16 protein-coding genes are annotated in these 15,330 nt (G+C 37.2%); 6 read left to right on the top strand and 10 right to left on the bottom strand.

Translation table 11 applies throughout. From position 1 onward, the window contains the following. The first annotated feature begins 10 nt into the window (after positions 1 to 10). The 5 genes from H4J50_RS01685 to H4J50_RS01665 all read left to right on the top strand — a co-directional run bounded on the left by H4J50_RS01685 (position 11) and on the right by H4J50_RS01665 (position 5,585). Positions 11 to 946 carry a LysR family transcriptional regulator gene (locus tag H4J50_RS01685; RefSeq protein WP_108457142.1) on the top strand — a complete coding sequence of 312 codons (936 nt, stop codon included), beginning with the start codon at positions 11 to 13 and terminating at the stop codon, positions 944 to 946. Positions 947 to 980: 34 nt separating this feature from the next. Next, on the top strand, positions 981 to 1,349 hold the full coding sequence (locus H4J50_RS01680; protein WP_310733244.1) for a CidA/LrgA family protein: 369 nt from the start codon (positions 981 to 983) through the stop codon (positions 1,347 to 1,349). Positions 1,350 to 1,353: 4 nt separating this feature from the next. After that, on the top strand, positions 1,354 to 2,070 hold the full coding sequence (locus H4J50_RS01675) for an LrgB family protein (protein ID WP_182254041.1): 717 nt from the start codon (positions 1,354 to 1,356) through the stop codon (positions 2,068 to 2,070). Positions 2,071 to 2,509: 439 nt separating this feature from the next. Continuing rightward, entirely contained in the window at positions 2,510 to 4,684 is a 2,175-nt protein-coding gene (locus tag H4J50_RS01670) for a malate synthase G (protein ID WP_108457144.1), read from the top strand. Between the two features lie 418 nt (positions 4,685 to 5,102). After that, the gene (locus H4J50_RS01665; RefSeq protein WP_182254040.1) at positions 5,103 to 5,585 is read left to right on the top strand and encodes a hypothetical protein; all 483 of its coding nucleotides are present in this window, start codon (positions 5,103 to 5,105) and stop codon (positions 5,583 to 5,585) included. A gap of 115 nt (positions 5,586 to 5,700) precedes the next feature. Here H4J50_RS01665 and H4J50_RS01660 read toward each other — a convergent pair whose 3' ends face one another. The 4 genes from H4J50_RS01660 to H4J50_RS01645 form a co-directional block, all read right to left on the bottom strand. Next, the gene (locus H4J50_RS01660; protein ID WP_182254038.1) at positions 5,701 to 6,654 is read right to left on the bottom strand and encodes a hypothetical protein; all 954 of its coding nucleotides are present in this window, start codon (positions 6,652 to 6,654) and stop codon (positions 5,701 to 5,703) included. A 3-nt stretch (positions 6,655 to 6,657) separates the two neighbouring features. Next, positions 6,658 to 7,398 carry a hypothetical protein gene (locus tag H4J50_RS01655; RefSeq protein ID WP_182254036.1) on the bottom strand — a complete coding sequence of 247 codons (741 nt, stop codon included), beginning with the start codon at positions 7,396 to 7,398 and terminating at the stop codon, positions 6,658 to 6,660. After that, positions 7,388 to 7,939, bottom strand: a complete 552-nt coding sequence (locus H4J50_RS01650; protein ID WP_108457148.1) for an RNA polymerase sigma factor — start codon at positions 7,937 to 7,939, stop codon at positions 7,388 to 7,390. The genes H4J50_RS01655 and H4J50_RS01650 overlap by 11 nt, the downstream gene beginning before the upstream one ends. Positions 7,940 to 8,012: 73 nt before the next feature. Beyond that, positions 8,013 to 8,906 carry a hydrogen peroxide-inducible genes activator gene (locus tag H4J50_RS01645; protein ID WP_108457149.1) on the bottom strand — a complete coding sequence of 298 codons (894 nt, stop codon included), beginning with the start codon at positions 8,904 to 8,906 and terminating at the stop codon, positions 8,013 to 8,015. 267 nt (positions 8,907 to 9,173) lie between these two features. On the opposite strand from H4J50_RS01645, the gene H4J50_RS01640 reads away from it, so the two are divergent. After that, positions 9,174 to 9,455, top strand: coding sequence for a peptidylprolyl isomerase (locus H4J50_RS01640; RefSeq protein ID WP_108457150.1), 282 nt, complete (start codon positions 9,174 to 9,176; stop codon positions 9,453 to 9,455). Between the two features lie 97 nt (positions 9,456 to 9,552). Here the strand turns inward: H4J50_RS01640 and msrQ are convergent, their stop codons facing one another. The 6 genes from msrQ to H4J50_RS01610 all read right to left on the bottom strand — a co-directional run bounded on the left by msrQ (position 9,553) and on the right by H4J50_RS01610 (position 15,208). Next, positions 9,553 to 10,191, bottom strand: coding sequence for a protein-methionine-sulfoxide reductase heme-binding subunit MsrQ (gene msrQ / locus H4J50_RS01635; protein WP_310733243.1), 639 nt, complete (start codon positions 10,189 to 10,191; stop codon positions 9,553 to 9,555). After that, positions 10,191 to 11,201: a protein-methionine-sulfoxide reductase catalytic subunit MsrP gene (msrP, locus tag H4J50_RS01630; protein WP_108457151.1), complete on the bottom strand. Its 1,011-nt coding sequence runs from the start codon at positions 11,199 to 11,201 to the stop codon at positions 10,191 to 10,193. The genes msrQ and msrP overlap by 1 nt, the downstream gene beginning before the upstream one ends. Before the next feature lie 143 nt (positions 11,202 to 11,344). Then, positions 11,345 to 11,707 carry a glutaredoxin gene (locus tag H4J50_RS01625; RefSeq protein ID WP_108457152.1) on the bottom strand — a complete coding sequence of 121 codons (363 nt, stop codon included), beginning with the start codon at positions 11,705 to 11,707 and terminating at the stop codon, positions 11,345 to 11,347. A gap of 54 nt (positions 11,708 to 11,761) precedes the next feature. Next, positions 11,762 to 12,313, bottom strand: coding sequence for a DUF2058 domain-containing protein (locus H4J50_RS01620; protein ID WP_182254034.1), 552 nt, complete (start codon positions 12,311 to 12,313; stop codon positions 11,762 to 11,764). A gap of 166 nt (positions 12,314 to 12,479) precedes the next feature. Beyond that, the gene (locus H4J50_RS01615) at positions 12,480 to 14,735 is read right to left on the bottom strand and encodes a xanthine dehydrogenase family protein molybdopterin-binding subunit (protein WP_182254032.1); all 2,256 of its coding nucleotides are present in this window, start codon (positions 14,733 to 14,735) and stop codon (positions 12,480 to 12,482) included. 2 nt (positions 14,736 to 14,737) lie between these two features. After that, positions 14,738 to 15,208: a (2Fe-2S)-binding protein gene (locus tag H4J50_RS01610; protein WP_108457155.1), complete on the bottom strand. Its 471-nt coding sequence runs from the start codon at positions 15,206 to 15,208 to the stop codon at positions 14,738 to 14,740. Positions 15,209 to 15,330: the final 122 nt, after the last annotated feature.

Genomic DNA, 15,330 nt, shown 5'->3' with positions numbered 1-15,330 from the left:
TATTAATTTTATGAATATCTCAAAAATTGATTTAAATTTACTGATTTATCTTGATGTATTACTCAGAGAAAAAAATGTTACGCGTGCTGCAGGTCAGTTAAATATTACACAACCTGCCATGAGTAACGGTCTAAAAAGGCTGCGCACACTTTTTAATGATCCTATATTAGTCAGAACTTCTGATGGTATGGTGCCAACAGAACGTGCACGTGCTTTAGGACCTGCTATTCGTAAAATTTTATTAGAATTAGAAGAAGCACTGCAAGGTGAAGAAGAGTTCAACGAACTTAACAGCCAGCGAGTTTTTCGATTAATGGCAAGTGATTACGCGGCTTCAACCTTATTACCAAAATTATTGAAACGTATTAATCAAATAGCGCCTAATGTCACGATTGATATTATGACCCCAAGTGATGTTAACTTTCATGACGTGGAAGCCGGCAAAATTGACATGGCGATTAACCGCTTTGACGAACTGCCGCAATCATTTCATCAAAAAACGATATGGCGTGACTCCTTCTCTTGTTTGTTAAGTGCTGATAATCCCGTAGTGTCAAAATTCAATCTCAACACCTACCTGAGTGCCAAGCATGTTTGGGTATCTAAAACAGGCTTTGGTGTTGGTGTTGGTATGGATCCAAAAGATGTACAAAAGTTGGGTTGGGTTGACGAAGCTTTAGCGCGCTTAGGTAAACAGCGTGACATAAAAGTATTTACCCGAAATTACCATGTAGCGATGCAATTGGCACTTGAAGATGAATTAGTGGCAACTTTACCCACACGGGCCGCCTTAATTCACAAAAATGATGCAAATTACACGGTGCTAAAACCCCCTTTCGATATTCCTGACATTGAATTAAAAATGATATGGAGCCCACTCTTGCATCATGATGCTAGTCATATTTGGTTTAGGCAGTTAGTTATCGAAGCTGCAAATGAGGGCTAACTAAGCTTCGAGCACATGGAGGTTATGAGTAATTGTGAACACGTTTAAACAAAGAACATTCAATGCATTATATAGTATGTTTGCAATATTTAGCTGTGTTGCTTTGGGAAAACTATGTGCCTTTTTTGTTCCTTTTTTACCGGGTAGTTTATACGGCTTGATTATTTTTACGCTGACATTACATCTTCGAGTTTTTAATGCCGATCGTATTAAAAGTAGTGTCGTGTGGGGCTTGAAACATATGGGGGTATGCTTTGTGCCCGCAGGTGTTGGTATCATGAACCATTTTGAATTAATCAAGCAGTTTGGTATCACCATCGTCATGATTACTTTTGTAACAACCTTCTTGCTAATGACTATTGTCGGCTTACATTATCAGCGCCATGCTACGGATGACGAGTAAGCTAATGATCTCTAATCTATTAAGTAGCCACTTGTTATCTTCAATTTTTGCTATAGCGGCTACTATTGCACTATTTCAAATCACGGCGGTTTTTCAACGCAAACTCAATGCAATTTGGTTACAGCCTATGCTGGTGAGTATTTTAGTTATTATTGCTATTTTATTGTGGCAAGACATTAGCTTTGAACGTTACTTTGCTAGTTCTTGGTTATTAAATGCCTTACTAGAGCCTGCTGTTGTAGCCCTGGGATTTCCGCTTTATCAACATCTAGCAACTATTGCCAATCAATGGAAAAGTATCATATGGGTATTGTTTATAGGGGCTTTTGTTGCCATTGTTAGTAGCTTTGTTGTTACTATGTTATTGGTTGGCGATCACACCATTGCGGTTGCTCTGTCATTAAAGTCAGTAACTACACCTATTGCTATTGCCATAGCGGGTCAATTGGACGGTAATACAGCAATTACAGCTTTTGCTATTATTCTTGCTGGTTTTATTGGTGCTTTGGCCGGTCCTCCTTGGTTAAAGTTTATAAAAGTTAAATCACCGAAAGCGCAAGGCTTAGCCATAGGCGCAGCTAGCCACGCTATAGGTACGGCTACCGTGAGTAATATCAGTTACGAACATGCCGCTTATAGTTCATTAGCCTTAATTGTGTCCGCGGTTATTACCGCTACTATTAGCCCATTTATTATTAACTTTTTAGTAACGCTTTTTTAGTAGCGCTTTATTCGTAATATCCGTAGCAATTCTACGCTTTTTTACCGTTGCTTTATGACAATATTTAATTGAAATTTTGATCGGAAATTTTAAATAACCTAAGCTAAAGTTATTATATTGCCATGGTACTAAAGCAATATAATGTGAGAACATGCCTTCTAAATAGATAATTCATAAAATAAATAACAAAAATCATAATAAACAATAGTGTGAATAATGATATTTAAAACCATGAAATAATTAATATTTAATATTATTTAACAAGTAGTTATAAATATAAAAAACAATACAGCATAAAAAACACCACACAAACTCACGCAGTGGTTAACCAGCAGCTATTGCATCAGCTACACAATATTCCTACATTGCAGGTATTGGTTTTTCGTAAATGTATTAAAGTAAGAATACTTTCTTCTTAACTTTCAACAATAGGTGTCCCATGACAAAAAGAATTTCAATCGCAAATTTGCAGGTAGCAGAAGAACTTTATAACTTTGTTAATGAACAAGTGCTTCCGGGTACCAAGCTACCTCAAGACACCTTTTGGTCAGGCTTTGCCAACCTTATTGAGGAGCTAGCACCAAAAAATAAAGACTTATTGATAAAACGTGATGCGCTACAACAAAAAATAACCGCTTATCATCAAGGTCATCAAGCTGATAACTTTAATTTTTCTGATTACAAAGGCTTTTTAACAGAGATAGGTTACCTAGCAGCACCTGTTGACGACTTCACTATTTCAACAAAAAATGTTGATGCAGAATTAGCCACTATAGCCGGTCCACAGCTAGTAGTTCCAGTAATGAACGCCCGCTTTGCTTTAAATGCAGTAAATGCTCGTTGGGGAAGTTTATACGATGCTTTATATGGCTCAGACGTTATAAGTGAAGACAATGGTGCAGAAAAAACAAAATCTTATAATCCAGCTCGCGGTGCTAAGGTTATTGACTTTGCTCGCGACTTTTTAGATCAAACTATCCCACTAGAGAGCGGATCACACCATAACGCACAGTGTTATAAAGTGGTTGATGGTAAGTTAGTCGTTACACTGAAGAATGATGAGAATACTTACCTAGGCCAACCTGGTTTATTTATTGGTTTTAATGGCGAACCAGCATCTCCGAGTGAGTTGGTTTTCAAACATCATGATTTACATTTTATTATTGAATTTGATCAAGACAGTACAATTGCAAAAAGCGATATAGCAGGCGTTAGTGGCATTGCAATGGAGTCAGCAATAACAACCATTATGGATTGTGAAGACTCTGTAGCCGCGGTTGATGCTGCTGACAAAGTAATAGCCTATCAAAACTGGTTAGGCTTAAATCAAGGTACGTTATCTGAAACATTTGAAAAGTCTGGCAAGCAGCAAACTCGCTTAATGCATGCAGATAAAACTTATCAAAAACTTGATGGTACGCAAAGTAGCTTAAAAGCGCGTAGTTTAATGTTCGTGCGAAATGTTGGCCACTTAATGACTAACAATGCCATTATTGACCAGCACAATAATGAAGTACCTGAAGGTATTATGGACGCCGTGATTACCTCATTAATTTCAAGCTATGACGTCAATAAAGAAAATACTTTACGCAACAGTGAAACAGGCTCTGTTTACATTGTTAAACCTAAAATGCATGGTCCAGAAGAAGTCGCTTTCGCTAATGAATTATTTGACCGTGTTGAAGATTTATTAACACTGCCACGTAATACTTTAAAAATGGGCATAATGGATGAAGAGCGTCGTACCAGTGTAAACCTTAAAGCCTGTATTTATCAGGCAAAAGAGCGCGTAGTATTTATTAATACTGGCTTTCTTGACCGAACAGGTGACGAAATCCATACCTCTATGGCAGCGGGCGTTATGGCAAGAAAAGCAGATATAAAGTTAACAAAATGGATATCTGCGTATGAAGATAACAATGTTGATGTGGGTTTAGCGTGTGGTTTTAGCGGTAAAGCACAAATAGGTAAAGGCATGTGGCCGATTCCCGATCAAATGGCGAACATGCTTGCAACAAAAATCAACCATGTTAAAGCGGGTGCAAATACGGCTTGGGTACCTTCACCAACGGCTGCTACATTGCATGCTTTGCATTATCATAAAGTTAATGTGCTGCAATTACAGCAAACACTTAAAAAACGTACGCCGGCCGACATAGACGATATATTAACCATACCTTTAGCCGAGAATACTCAGTGGACTGCACAAGAAATTTCTGATGAGTTGGATAATAATTCGCAAGGTATTTTAGGTTATGTTGTTCGCTGGATTGATCAAGGTGTTGGTTGCTCAAAAGTACCCGACATTAACAATGTTGGCTTAATGGAAGATCGAGCAACACTGCGTATTTCGAGTCAACATATGGCCAATTGGCTACAACATAATATTTGCACTAAAGAGCAAGTGTTAACAAGCTTGAAAAAAATGGCGGCCGTTGTAGACAAACAAAATCAGCATGATACGCAATATCATGCAATGTCGAATAACTTTGACAACAGTATTGCTTTTCAAACTGCATTAGCATTAGTACTGCAAGGCCATGAACAACCTAACGGTTATACTGAGCCTTTATTACATAAAAATAGGCTTGTGTATAAAGCACAAGTTAAATAAAGCACTCTGCAGTTGTTACGTCTTAAGTAAGCTCTTGCCGGTAGTCATAAATAATTGCATTTATGACTACCAATCTATTGTCAGCAAATATTCTACACATAGTTTTTTCACTGATAACAACGCCTTATTAACTTCCACACTATTGGTATTTTAACTGCAGATTAGCTTTCATATTTTCCTACAACAACTTGCACTTACTGCTGCCTAATACGAATAAAGCTAAAGCTTGTGTGATAATGCTAATTTTCACTTTTATAACTCTACTTATTAAAAATTAGGCTATTGGTCTGATAAAGTAAACCGTCTACCTTATCGCTATCGCGTAAACACAAGTCATTATCTATATTAATTTGTAACATAATGGTACGATGGGATATCAAGGAATGATTTAAGGTCGACATGTGATGAGGAATACAAAATGACAATTCAATTTAAGCCCAACTTAGTTGCCACTTTACTTACTATTTTCAGTCTTTTTTTTCTATATTGCTCAACAGCTTATGCAGAAAAAAGAACTAAGCAAAAGTTGCACTCTAACTTAACCAAAGATATTGTAGTTTTTACAATACAGTCATCTGCTATCGATGATATTAATAACTTCTCGTATCCTGCAATTACCAGTGAAATATTCACTCAATACCATCAAAGCAATGCAGTTTCATCTAATCAAACTTCCCAGCAACCTATGCAGGGAATTAAAGTTGCTGACTTTTCCAGTTTAGTGCCACGTAAGTTTGATAAAAAAAATTCCTTCTTTGAGTTCGCTGCAAAATTCAATGACAAGTTGCAACAAGTCATCGCTTACTTCAACTTTTCATCAAAAAGCGCTAAGAGCAAAGAAAATATCAATGAAAAAGTTGATAAAAGAAAAGTCAATTTTATAGTTAAAAATATAAATTAAGTCATTCATCTATTTTGTATTTAAGTCATTAAATAAAAAACAGCTTATTAACGGTTTTTTATTATGTAGCGTTAACTCGTTTTTACTTAATCTAATATGCTTAATCTAAATGTGGTTAAAATTGATAAGCTTGGCTTTTGTCCATTAACTTTGCAGCACTTATTTTATCTGCTGAACAACTTGCAATATCTTCCTTAGTAAACACCAAAATACTGTCTTTATAACGACCTGAAGATTGCTCGCCCGCAGACTTCAAAATAACACTGACATGTTCTTGCTTTGGTAACTCTTTTAAACCATTACCATATAAACAAAGCGTTTCGGTTAGTTTCACCGTTAATTGCTGATAATACTGCGCACGATGTTCTATCCTTTTCGACTGTTCTGCTTTTTGCTTTTTGGCCAAGTCATTCGCCTTGTCGGTAATTTTTACTTTATCTTCGTTTAATTTTGATTCCTGTTTCTCAAGGCTTTTTAAGTCTTTTATGATCTCGGCTTTGCGTTCATCGCTCGCTCTGGCAAGCTGGTAATTTAAATCACGTTTTTCACGCTCTACATCCCTTAAATTGTATGCAAGCTCACGCTGCTCTTCTCTGAGCTCTCTGGTTTTATCACGATTATGTTCAAAAATTTCTACGATTCTTTCATAACCCACAGCTGCGGACTCCATTGCATGACTAACCGTTTGATTAATATCAATATCAAATTTCTCATGAAAATTTTGATTAACCTCAGGCGCTATTGGAGCCGCTGGCATTTCTGGCAAGGTAGGCATTTCAGGCATTGAAAAATTAAAACTGTAATTACCCCACTGGCTATTATTTGCGGCAGAGCTAATAGTAAAAACAACACCTTGGCCACGTAAATAGGTACTTTCAATACTATTAATTTTTGATAACTGATTGGCCGATTTATCAGTCACTGATGATTTAATAATATCACTCATGATAGATAGCTGTTTATGCAATCCTGAATACTGCTCTGTACCTTGCTCTGCAGCCAATAATGCAGTCGACATAAGCATACAAGGCAACACTATACTTGATGATAATACTTTATATTTATTCATTCTCTATTCCTCGGTTGTCCAATTAGCAGGGCTACTTTTTACATCGCCTTGCTTTAACCCAAAGCCTTTAATACTTTCACTTTGATAAGCTTTGTTATATTTAATCGCTTGTTCTAGCGCTTGATACTTAATTTTTTGCTCTAAAATTTCATCTTTTCGTTCAGCATTAATGTATTGAATAAAGTCACTTATATCTTCTTTACGCTCCTGACGAGAAGCCCCCATGATATAACTGGCAAGCTGTAAATTATTATCTTGCTGTTTAACTTTAATATCCGCGGCATAGTTAGCTAATACCACTTGCTGCTCTTGCGCAAAGCTCTGTAAGCGTTGATCAACTAACTGAGTTAACTTTTGCTCTTGTAGCTGGTTATTATTTCCGGCAAAACTTAATAACACGCTATTATCTTGTATCACTAACTCGACTTTGAACACCACGAATGCCAAAGCGAATATGGAAAAAGCCATCGATAATGCAGGCAAGCCTCGCCATTGCCAAAATGGTATTTTATCACTTTCAAAGCCGCTAGCTCTGTCCCATGATGGCACTTTTTCATCACCATACATTTCGATTTGATGCTCAATAGCATTGACAGTATTTTTACGTTGTTGCCATAACGACGCTTCATCTAACGAACATTCATCTGATTTACCATCAAGCCATTCTGCAAAGGCTTGCTCTTGATTTGATTCAGCATTATTCGTATTTTTACTAACCGCTTGTTCCGACCGTTTATTTGACATGGTCTAACTCCAAATGATCTTTTAGTTTATCTAACGCACTATATAAGCGTGATTTAACCGTGTTCACCGAAACACCTAATTGCTTTGAAATATCATCAAAAGTGCAGTGTTGAAAAAATTTCAACTCCACCACTAGCTTTTGATTAACCGGTAATGTCTGCATCGCTTTTTTTAACAAACTTGCTTGCTGACCTGAAAAAAAATGAGCTTCTGGACAAGTATCATCGCTTTGTTCTTGTTGCTCGGGTGCATCATCTAAAGATTGTGTTGGCTTTTTTCGACGGTAAAATTCAATACAACGGTAATGAGCAATTTTAAACAACCAACCTTTAAATGGGCTGTCTCCACGAAATGATGCCAAATTTCGAAAAACAGCCATAAAAACATCCTGCATCAAATCTAAGGCGTCGTCAGGATTACTCACCATGCGAAGAGTATAGTTGTATAAGTTTTTCTCATACCGTTTTACCAAGGTAACCCAAGCTGACTTTTTACCTTTCAGCGCTTGTTTTACTAGCGTTTCGTCGCTTCGTTCAAACACGCATTGTCCTATTATTTTACGTTCTTATATTAAAGGTAGAGATGAGGAGTAAAAAAGTTTGAAAGTTTTCAAATTATTTTAATAAATCTACTAATATGGCCGATAGTTTTTGGTAGATAGGTGATACAGCGCTAGTTGACCGTCGCATTAAAGCGATTTCTCGATAAACATTTCCAGAAAGTTTTTCTATCGTTAGCCCTTCGGCTTTTGAAAAGCCTTTTTTTATCGCCATTTCAGGGAGAAAAGTAAAGCCTTGATGAAAAGCGGTCATTTGTACTAAGGTTGCTAAACTTGAGGCTGAAAAAGGGTTGATTCGACTGGTGTCAGCCAACTTACAAGCTGATAAAGCATGCTTAGTTAAACAATGCTCATTTGATAACAAAAACACACTATGTTCAGGTAAACATTGATAATCTTGCTCAGCACTAAATTTAGCCATTAATTTAGGATCACCTGCCCCAAAGAAATGGTCCTTACCAACCACTTCACTTTCAAAGCCTCTTTGCGCAATAGGTAATGCAAGAATAACAACATCAAGCTCACCGTTTTTAAGCATATTTAATAAGTTATCAGTCGTATCTTCTCGAAAATAAATACGTAAATTTTTTAATTCATGTTGGCAAGCGGGCACTAAGTCAGTCAATAAATAAGGGGCAATTGTGGGTATACAACCAATATTAAATACCCCACCATCGGTTTGACCTTGTTGTTTTGCACTGTTAACAAGATCATTAGCATCAACCAACAACTTACGTGCTTTTTCAACAAACTCATTACCTTGGCTAGTAAATAAAAATGACTTATTGTCTCGTTCAATTAATTGACAATTAAGTTGCTGTTCAAGCTTCAAAATTGCACTACTTAATGTTGACTGGCTAACAAAGCAAGCCTGAGCCGCTTGATGAAAGTGTTGATGTTGATGCAATGCTACTAAGTAGCGTAAATGTTTTAAATTTGGTAAGTACATATTCGCTCATTAATGATTAGGTTATTGGTGTTAAAATTTATAAATTAACTCCTGCACCATTAATTTAACCTATCAATAAGATTAATTTCAATTAATTAAAACGATAGTGGTTAAAAATATAATCAATGTCTAATTTAAGGCCATATTCAAAGCGATTTTATCAACATGTAGCGAACCATGGTAAATGTATTTAATTGTAATGGTTGTGTTATTTTGAAAAAAAATACGGTAAAGTCCTGCTAGATATATAAAACTGGAGGTAATAAAATGTTAAGAGCGTCAGCACGTCATATATTGGTTGATACTGAAGAGCAATGTCTAACATTAAAGCAACAAATCTCAGCGGGCGAAGATTTCACCGCCGTTGCACAAGCGCATTCAAATTGTCCTTCTAAAGCTCAAGGTGGAGCTTTGGGTTCTTTTGGGCGCGGCCAAATGGTACAAGAATTTGATGAGGTTGTTTTTTCAGCTCCATTGAATGAAGTACAAGGCCCTGTTAAAACTCAATTTGGTTATCACTTACTTGAAGTAACATCTCGTAGCGAGTAATGTTTGATAGATAGTTTTTTCACTGCTCTTTGAGTATTAAAAGCGAAAGTTATTACTTTCGCTTTTTTGTATCTTAAGCTTTATATCAGTTAAGGTTTTATCTAAACCAACGCTTTATTTTATCTTTGCGTAATATTAAAAGTACTACTGCAATAGAAAAATAAATCATTGGCTCAACAATATCAGATTTAACTGACCAGAAAAAATGTAAGGCAATGAGTAAAACAGCAACATAAACCCAATTATGTAGTTTTTGCCATTTAGGGCCCATTTTTCGTCTCAGCGCTGTGATTGATGTTACTGCCAAAGAAAGAAGAATAATTAAAGCGCCCATTCCCACAGTAATATAAGGCCGTTCAAATATTTCATTAAAAAATAATGTCAGGTCAAATTGCACTTCAAAAGCTAAAAAATTAAGTAAATGAAACACCGCATAGGTAAAGCTATATAAACCTACCAACCGTCTAGTTTGAACTAAATAGCCTTGACGATATTTCTTTGCAACCGGTGTGATCAATAAGGAAATAAGCAGTAAATTAAAAGCGCCAATGCCCGTAAAGTGAATCACTTCTTCTACAGGATCCGCGCCAAGCTGTTCAGTAAATGCCAAAAAATAAAGTCCTAATAGCGGTAAAAAAGCCATTAAATGAATCGCTATTTTAAGTAGCAATACCCTATTACGCAGGAAAACTGACTTAAAAGTCACTGTACGCATGGTGTCTGAACTGGCTGACACTAATAGTTTTTCCTTAAATCCATGCCTTTATACATTTGTGCAACTTCTTCGCCATAGCCATTAAAAGGTAATGTAGCTATACGGTTGCGTGCAAATAAACCGCCGGTAGTAATACGTCTTTCACTTGCTTGACTCCAACGAGGGTGATCTACTTCTGGATTTACATTGGCATAAAATCCATATTCATTGTTAGCTAGAATATTCCAGGTTGTTGGTGGCTTATGTTCAACCAATTTTATGCCAACAATTGACTTAATACTTTTGAAACCATACTTCCAAGGCACAACTAAACGAATAGGTGCGCCGTTTTGGGCTGGTAGAGTTTTCCCATACAAGCCAACACTCATAAAGGCTAATGGGTTCATAGCTTCATCAATTCGTAAGCCTTCTACATAAGGATATTGCACACCACCGCCAATACGACGACTGTCTTGTCCTGGCATTTGTTTAGGATCATATAAAGTTTCAAATGCGACATATTTGGCTTTTGAATTTGGTGCTGCTTTTTTAATTAACTCAGCTAAGCTAAAACCCACCCACGGGATAACCATAGACCACGCTTCTACGCAGCGTAAGCGGTATATACGTTCTTCTAAAGGAAAGCGTTTAAAGAGGTCATCGTAACCCAGTGTATAAGGTTTATCGACTTCACCTGAGATAGTTAACTGCCAAGGGTTAACGTTGAATTCTTGCGCGTTTTCTACCGGGTCACCTTTGTTGGTACCAAATTCATAAAAATTATTATGTGTTGTAATTTTGGCTTCAGGCGTTAATATTTGTGCAGATTCATCAGCTTTGGCATATGTTAAAGCTTGGCGCTGAAATACGACTTCTTTTTTACTGCTAAAAAAATCAATTGGGCTAGCATGACTAGCAGCCGATTGGGCAAGTAAGCTACCCGCCCCAAGATAACCAAGTTTTTTTAAAAGATCACGTCTCGAATGATAAACTGATTCATCAGTTACTTGCTGCTCAGACAGCTGATAGCTCTTCTTAGATTTGATCAACATATTTACCCCTAGTAGATCTAATTATACTAATCGGACGAAATAATAGATCACAAAGCGAAAGTTATTTAATCCGGTCAGTAAACATAGACCATGAAACAGGCAAAAAAATTCTTAATAAAATTAAATCAATTAGAAAAACTGGCTTAGCGAGCGTACTTCTCTAGATAAGCAATAATGTCACTTGATTCATACATCCAGATAATTGATTGGTCTTCCTGAGTTATTTTTAAACAAGGTACGGTTCTTTTTCCGCCTTCTTTAATCAACTCTTCTCGGTATTGCTCATTTTGGTTAATATTGCGTAATTCAATATTTAAGCCTAATCGCTTAATCGCTCGACGAGTTTTAACACAAAATGGACACGCAGGTAGTTGATACAAGCTTAAGTGCGCGGTACTTTCATCGACTTCTTTTTGTAATTGTGGCGAGCGTTTTGGCGCACTTGGTGAAAATATAAAATTTAATAACAAAATTAAACGGCCAATCGGCCAACGAATTAAAAACATAATAGGGTTGTGCTCACAGTTAAGTAAATAAACTAAAAAAATGAAATGCTGTAATTACCACATCATATCATCTGGGATTTGAAATTCTGCATAAGGGTCATCTTCAGCAATAACGTCTTCAATGCTTTTAGTGTTTTGCACCAAAATTACGCTAGGGTCTAAACTCGACACTTTTTCTGCCGTTTCTGCCGTTACGATGTAAGTAGTATCATCAATACCACATAAAGCTAAACGACCATTAACGAGGGCTTTGTGGGCTACATTATCTACAAATAACTTCTTAATTTTGCTATTAAAAGTGTAATTGTATTCTGCTTCACCATTCACATTGGTTACTTGATGGTGCTTTAAAATTTGTAGAATTCTAAGTTGTTGCTCTTTTGCAACTAAAGCTAACTTTTTCTCATTATTCAAGGCAATATCACGGGCAAGTTTTTCTTTTTTTGCTAACTCAAGATCTTGTTTTACTTGCTCTTGTAAGCTGGCATCAATTTTTACGCCACTGCGCTTTTGCTTGCCTGATTTACGTTTATCACTATTTGCCTGTCGTGCTTTTTGTTTGGTTGTTAAACCTGCTTTTAACAATTGATCTTGTAAAGAAGCCATCTATTTTCCTGCGCTAGAATACTTATTGAATGTTTATATGCGTGTTATTTTATCAGTTCATTGATTATTTAACAGCATTCAATAAAAAAGCAGCGAAGTTGCTGCTTTTTAAAGTGTTGAATAAAACTTAAGCCAAACTATATTGACTTAATTTTCAGCTATTTAATTAAACAATACCATATTTTTTCAAAGGTAATTCTCTATAACGTTTACCCGTGGCATTAAATATAGCATTACAAATAGCCGGAGCGATAGGCGGAACACCAGGCTCACCTACACCGCCCGGAGGCGCATCACTTTCAATAATTTCAACATGTGTAGTGGGTGCATCTGCAATACGAGCTACTTGATAACTGTCAAAATTATTTTGTTCGATAACACCATTTTTTGCTGTTAATTCACTAAAGAAGGTTAACGATAAAGCAAAAATAGCCGCACCTTCCATCTGCGAGCGAATACGCTCAGGATTTACGGCTAAACCACAATCTACCGCCATCCACACATCATCGACTTTAATTTTTCCGTCACTGTTTTCTGAAACCTCAACAATACAAGCAACGTAGCTAACAAAACTTCGGTGCATTGCAATGCCAAGACCATGGCCTTTAGGCAATTTTCTGCCCCATTTCGCCATTTTACTTACTCTTTCGATCACGGCTTTCATGCGAGCAGTATCTACAGGAAACTTCTCTAGCGTTTCACCGTAGTTGCTATAGTCTGCATTCTCTTTAGCAAAATCGATTTTTCGATCAGCACCTAGCATAGCTATTAAGTTGTCTTTACTGTCGACACCTTTAGCTTGTGCTAGTTCATCAATAAATGAACTAATCGCAAATACGTGGTTTATATTGGTGACTGAGCGCATCCAACCGATCCGAGTATGTGCTGGTGCTTTACCAATAGCACAACTTACATTAGCAATATCATAAGGCATATCAATAAAGCCTAAACTTGCTTCTGTACCAATTAAGTCAGCACCTTTACTAAATGTTGAGCCAATGGGTGGCTCAGCAGCATGATGCTGCCATGCAGTAACTTGGTTATTCTCATCAATGCCAGCGACTAACTTTTGATAACTAACCGCATGGTAGTAGCCATTTTTAACTTCATCTTCACGTGTCCACATAACTTTAATTGGCACATTTAACTGTTTTGACAATAGTGCTGCTTCTACAACGAAGTCTGGCTTGGATTTACGACCAAAGCCTCCACCGAGCAAAGTAACATTAATATTAACCTTTTCGGGCGCTACACCCAAAATTTGAGCCACAGTGCCTTGTGCTGATTGTGGTGTTTGTGTACAGGCCCAAATATCGAATATACCATCATGAAAATGTGCGGCTGCGGCTGGTGGCTCCATCGGTACATGAATTAATTCTGGTACATAATATGACGCTGTAATCACTTGTTTAGCGTCAGCAAGTGCTTTATCTACGTTACCTTTGCTGCGTAAAGTTTTCGCAGGATTATCACAGCTGTTAGCTAGCGCTTTTTTATATTCTTCGCTGTTATAACTTTGATGCTCACTTTCATGCCATTGAATCTCTAATGCTTCACGACCTTTTATTGCTGCCCAGGTATTTTTTGCGATCACCGCAACACCACCTAGTGGCTTAAATATCGCAGGCTCTTCAAGATCAGGCATTTGCACTACATCAATAACACCTGTTATCGCTTTTGCAGCTTCGCTATTAAACGACTTAACTTTAGCGCCTAGTACCGGAGGCCTAGCAATAACGGCATATTGCATGTTGTTGAGTTCAACATCAAAACCATAGGTGGTAGCACCGGTAGCTATTTTCTTACCATCAACTAATGCCACATCAGACTTACCAATAAGATTGAAATCTTTCTTGGCTTTTAATACCAATGCCGACTGTTCCGGTAGTTTTAATTTACTCGCTGCTGAAACTAGGCTACCAAATGGTAATACTCGGCCTGATTTTTTATGCACAATAGTACTGTTTACTGCAGTAGTTTCACTAACATCTACTTGCCATTGCTGAGCTGCTGCCTGCTGCAACATCATACGGGCTGCCGCGCCAGCTTCACGCAATGGTTGATAGAAACGTCTTACAGAACGCGAACCGTCTGTATTTTGGCTCCCATACTTTTTATCACCTAAACCTTGTACAACCGCTATTTGTTGCCAATCAGCACCTATTTCGTCGGCGACAATCATCGGAATACTTGTTCTGATCCCTTGTCCCATTTCAGATCTATGCACTACAACACTGACAATGTTATCAGCGCCGATTTGCACATAAACACTCGGTGAGAATGTATCTGATCCAGTAACAGCGGCTAACGCTTTTGGAATAGTCAGCATTGACGGTAATTGCACGCCCAACACTAATGCTGTTGAACTAATACCCAGTTTTTTTAAGAAGCCGCGACGGCTAACATTTTCAATATGTTTCATGGTTAGCTTCCTTTAACTTCAGTGGCTAAATCTGCAGCAAGATGAATAGCTTGTTTGATTCTTTGATAAGTCCCACATCGACAAATATTACCACTCATGGCAAGTTCTATTTCTTCATCATTAGGATTAGGTTCACGTTCTAACAACGCAACTGCCGACATTATTTGTCCTGATTGGCAATAACCACACTGAGGCACATTTAAATCTTGCCAAGCTTGTTGAACCGGATGATCTCCCAGCTCTGACAATCCTTCAATCGTGGTGATTTTTTGATTAGCAAGTGCAGATACTGGCATAACACAAGAGCGAATAGGTTGGCCATCTACGTGGACAGTACATGCGCCACACAAACCTTTACCGCAACCATATTTAGTGCCGGTATATTTTAAAATATCTCTTAATACCCACAACAATGGCATATTGCCATCATCATTAAATTGATGCTCTTTACCGTTGATATTTAAGGTGATCATGTAATCTTTTCCTTTAATTTTTTATCTTCACTTACATTAGCGAAAGGCAGAATACGTGTTTTATCATGCCGACAAAAATGTCTTTATATTCCGAGTTCTTTATACATATTACTTAATTGCTC

The organism is Colwellia sp. 6M3, assembly GCF_014077595.1.
Taxonomy (GTDB): domain Bacteria; phylum Pseudomonadota; class Gammaproteobacteria; order Enterobacterales; family Alteromonadaceae; genus Cognaticolwellia.
The sequence above is the reverse complement of the archived record's forward strand: the minus strand, read 5'-3'. Positions and strand labels throughout refer to the sequence as shown.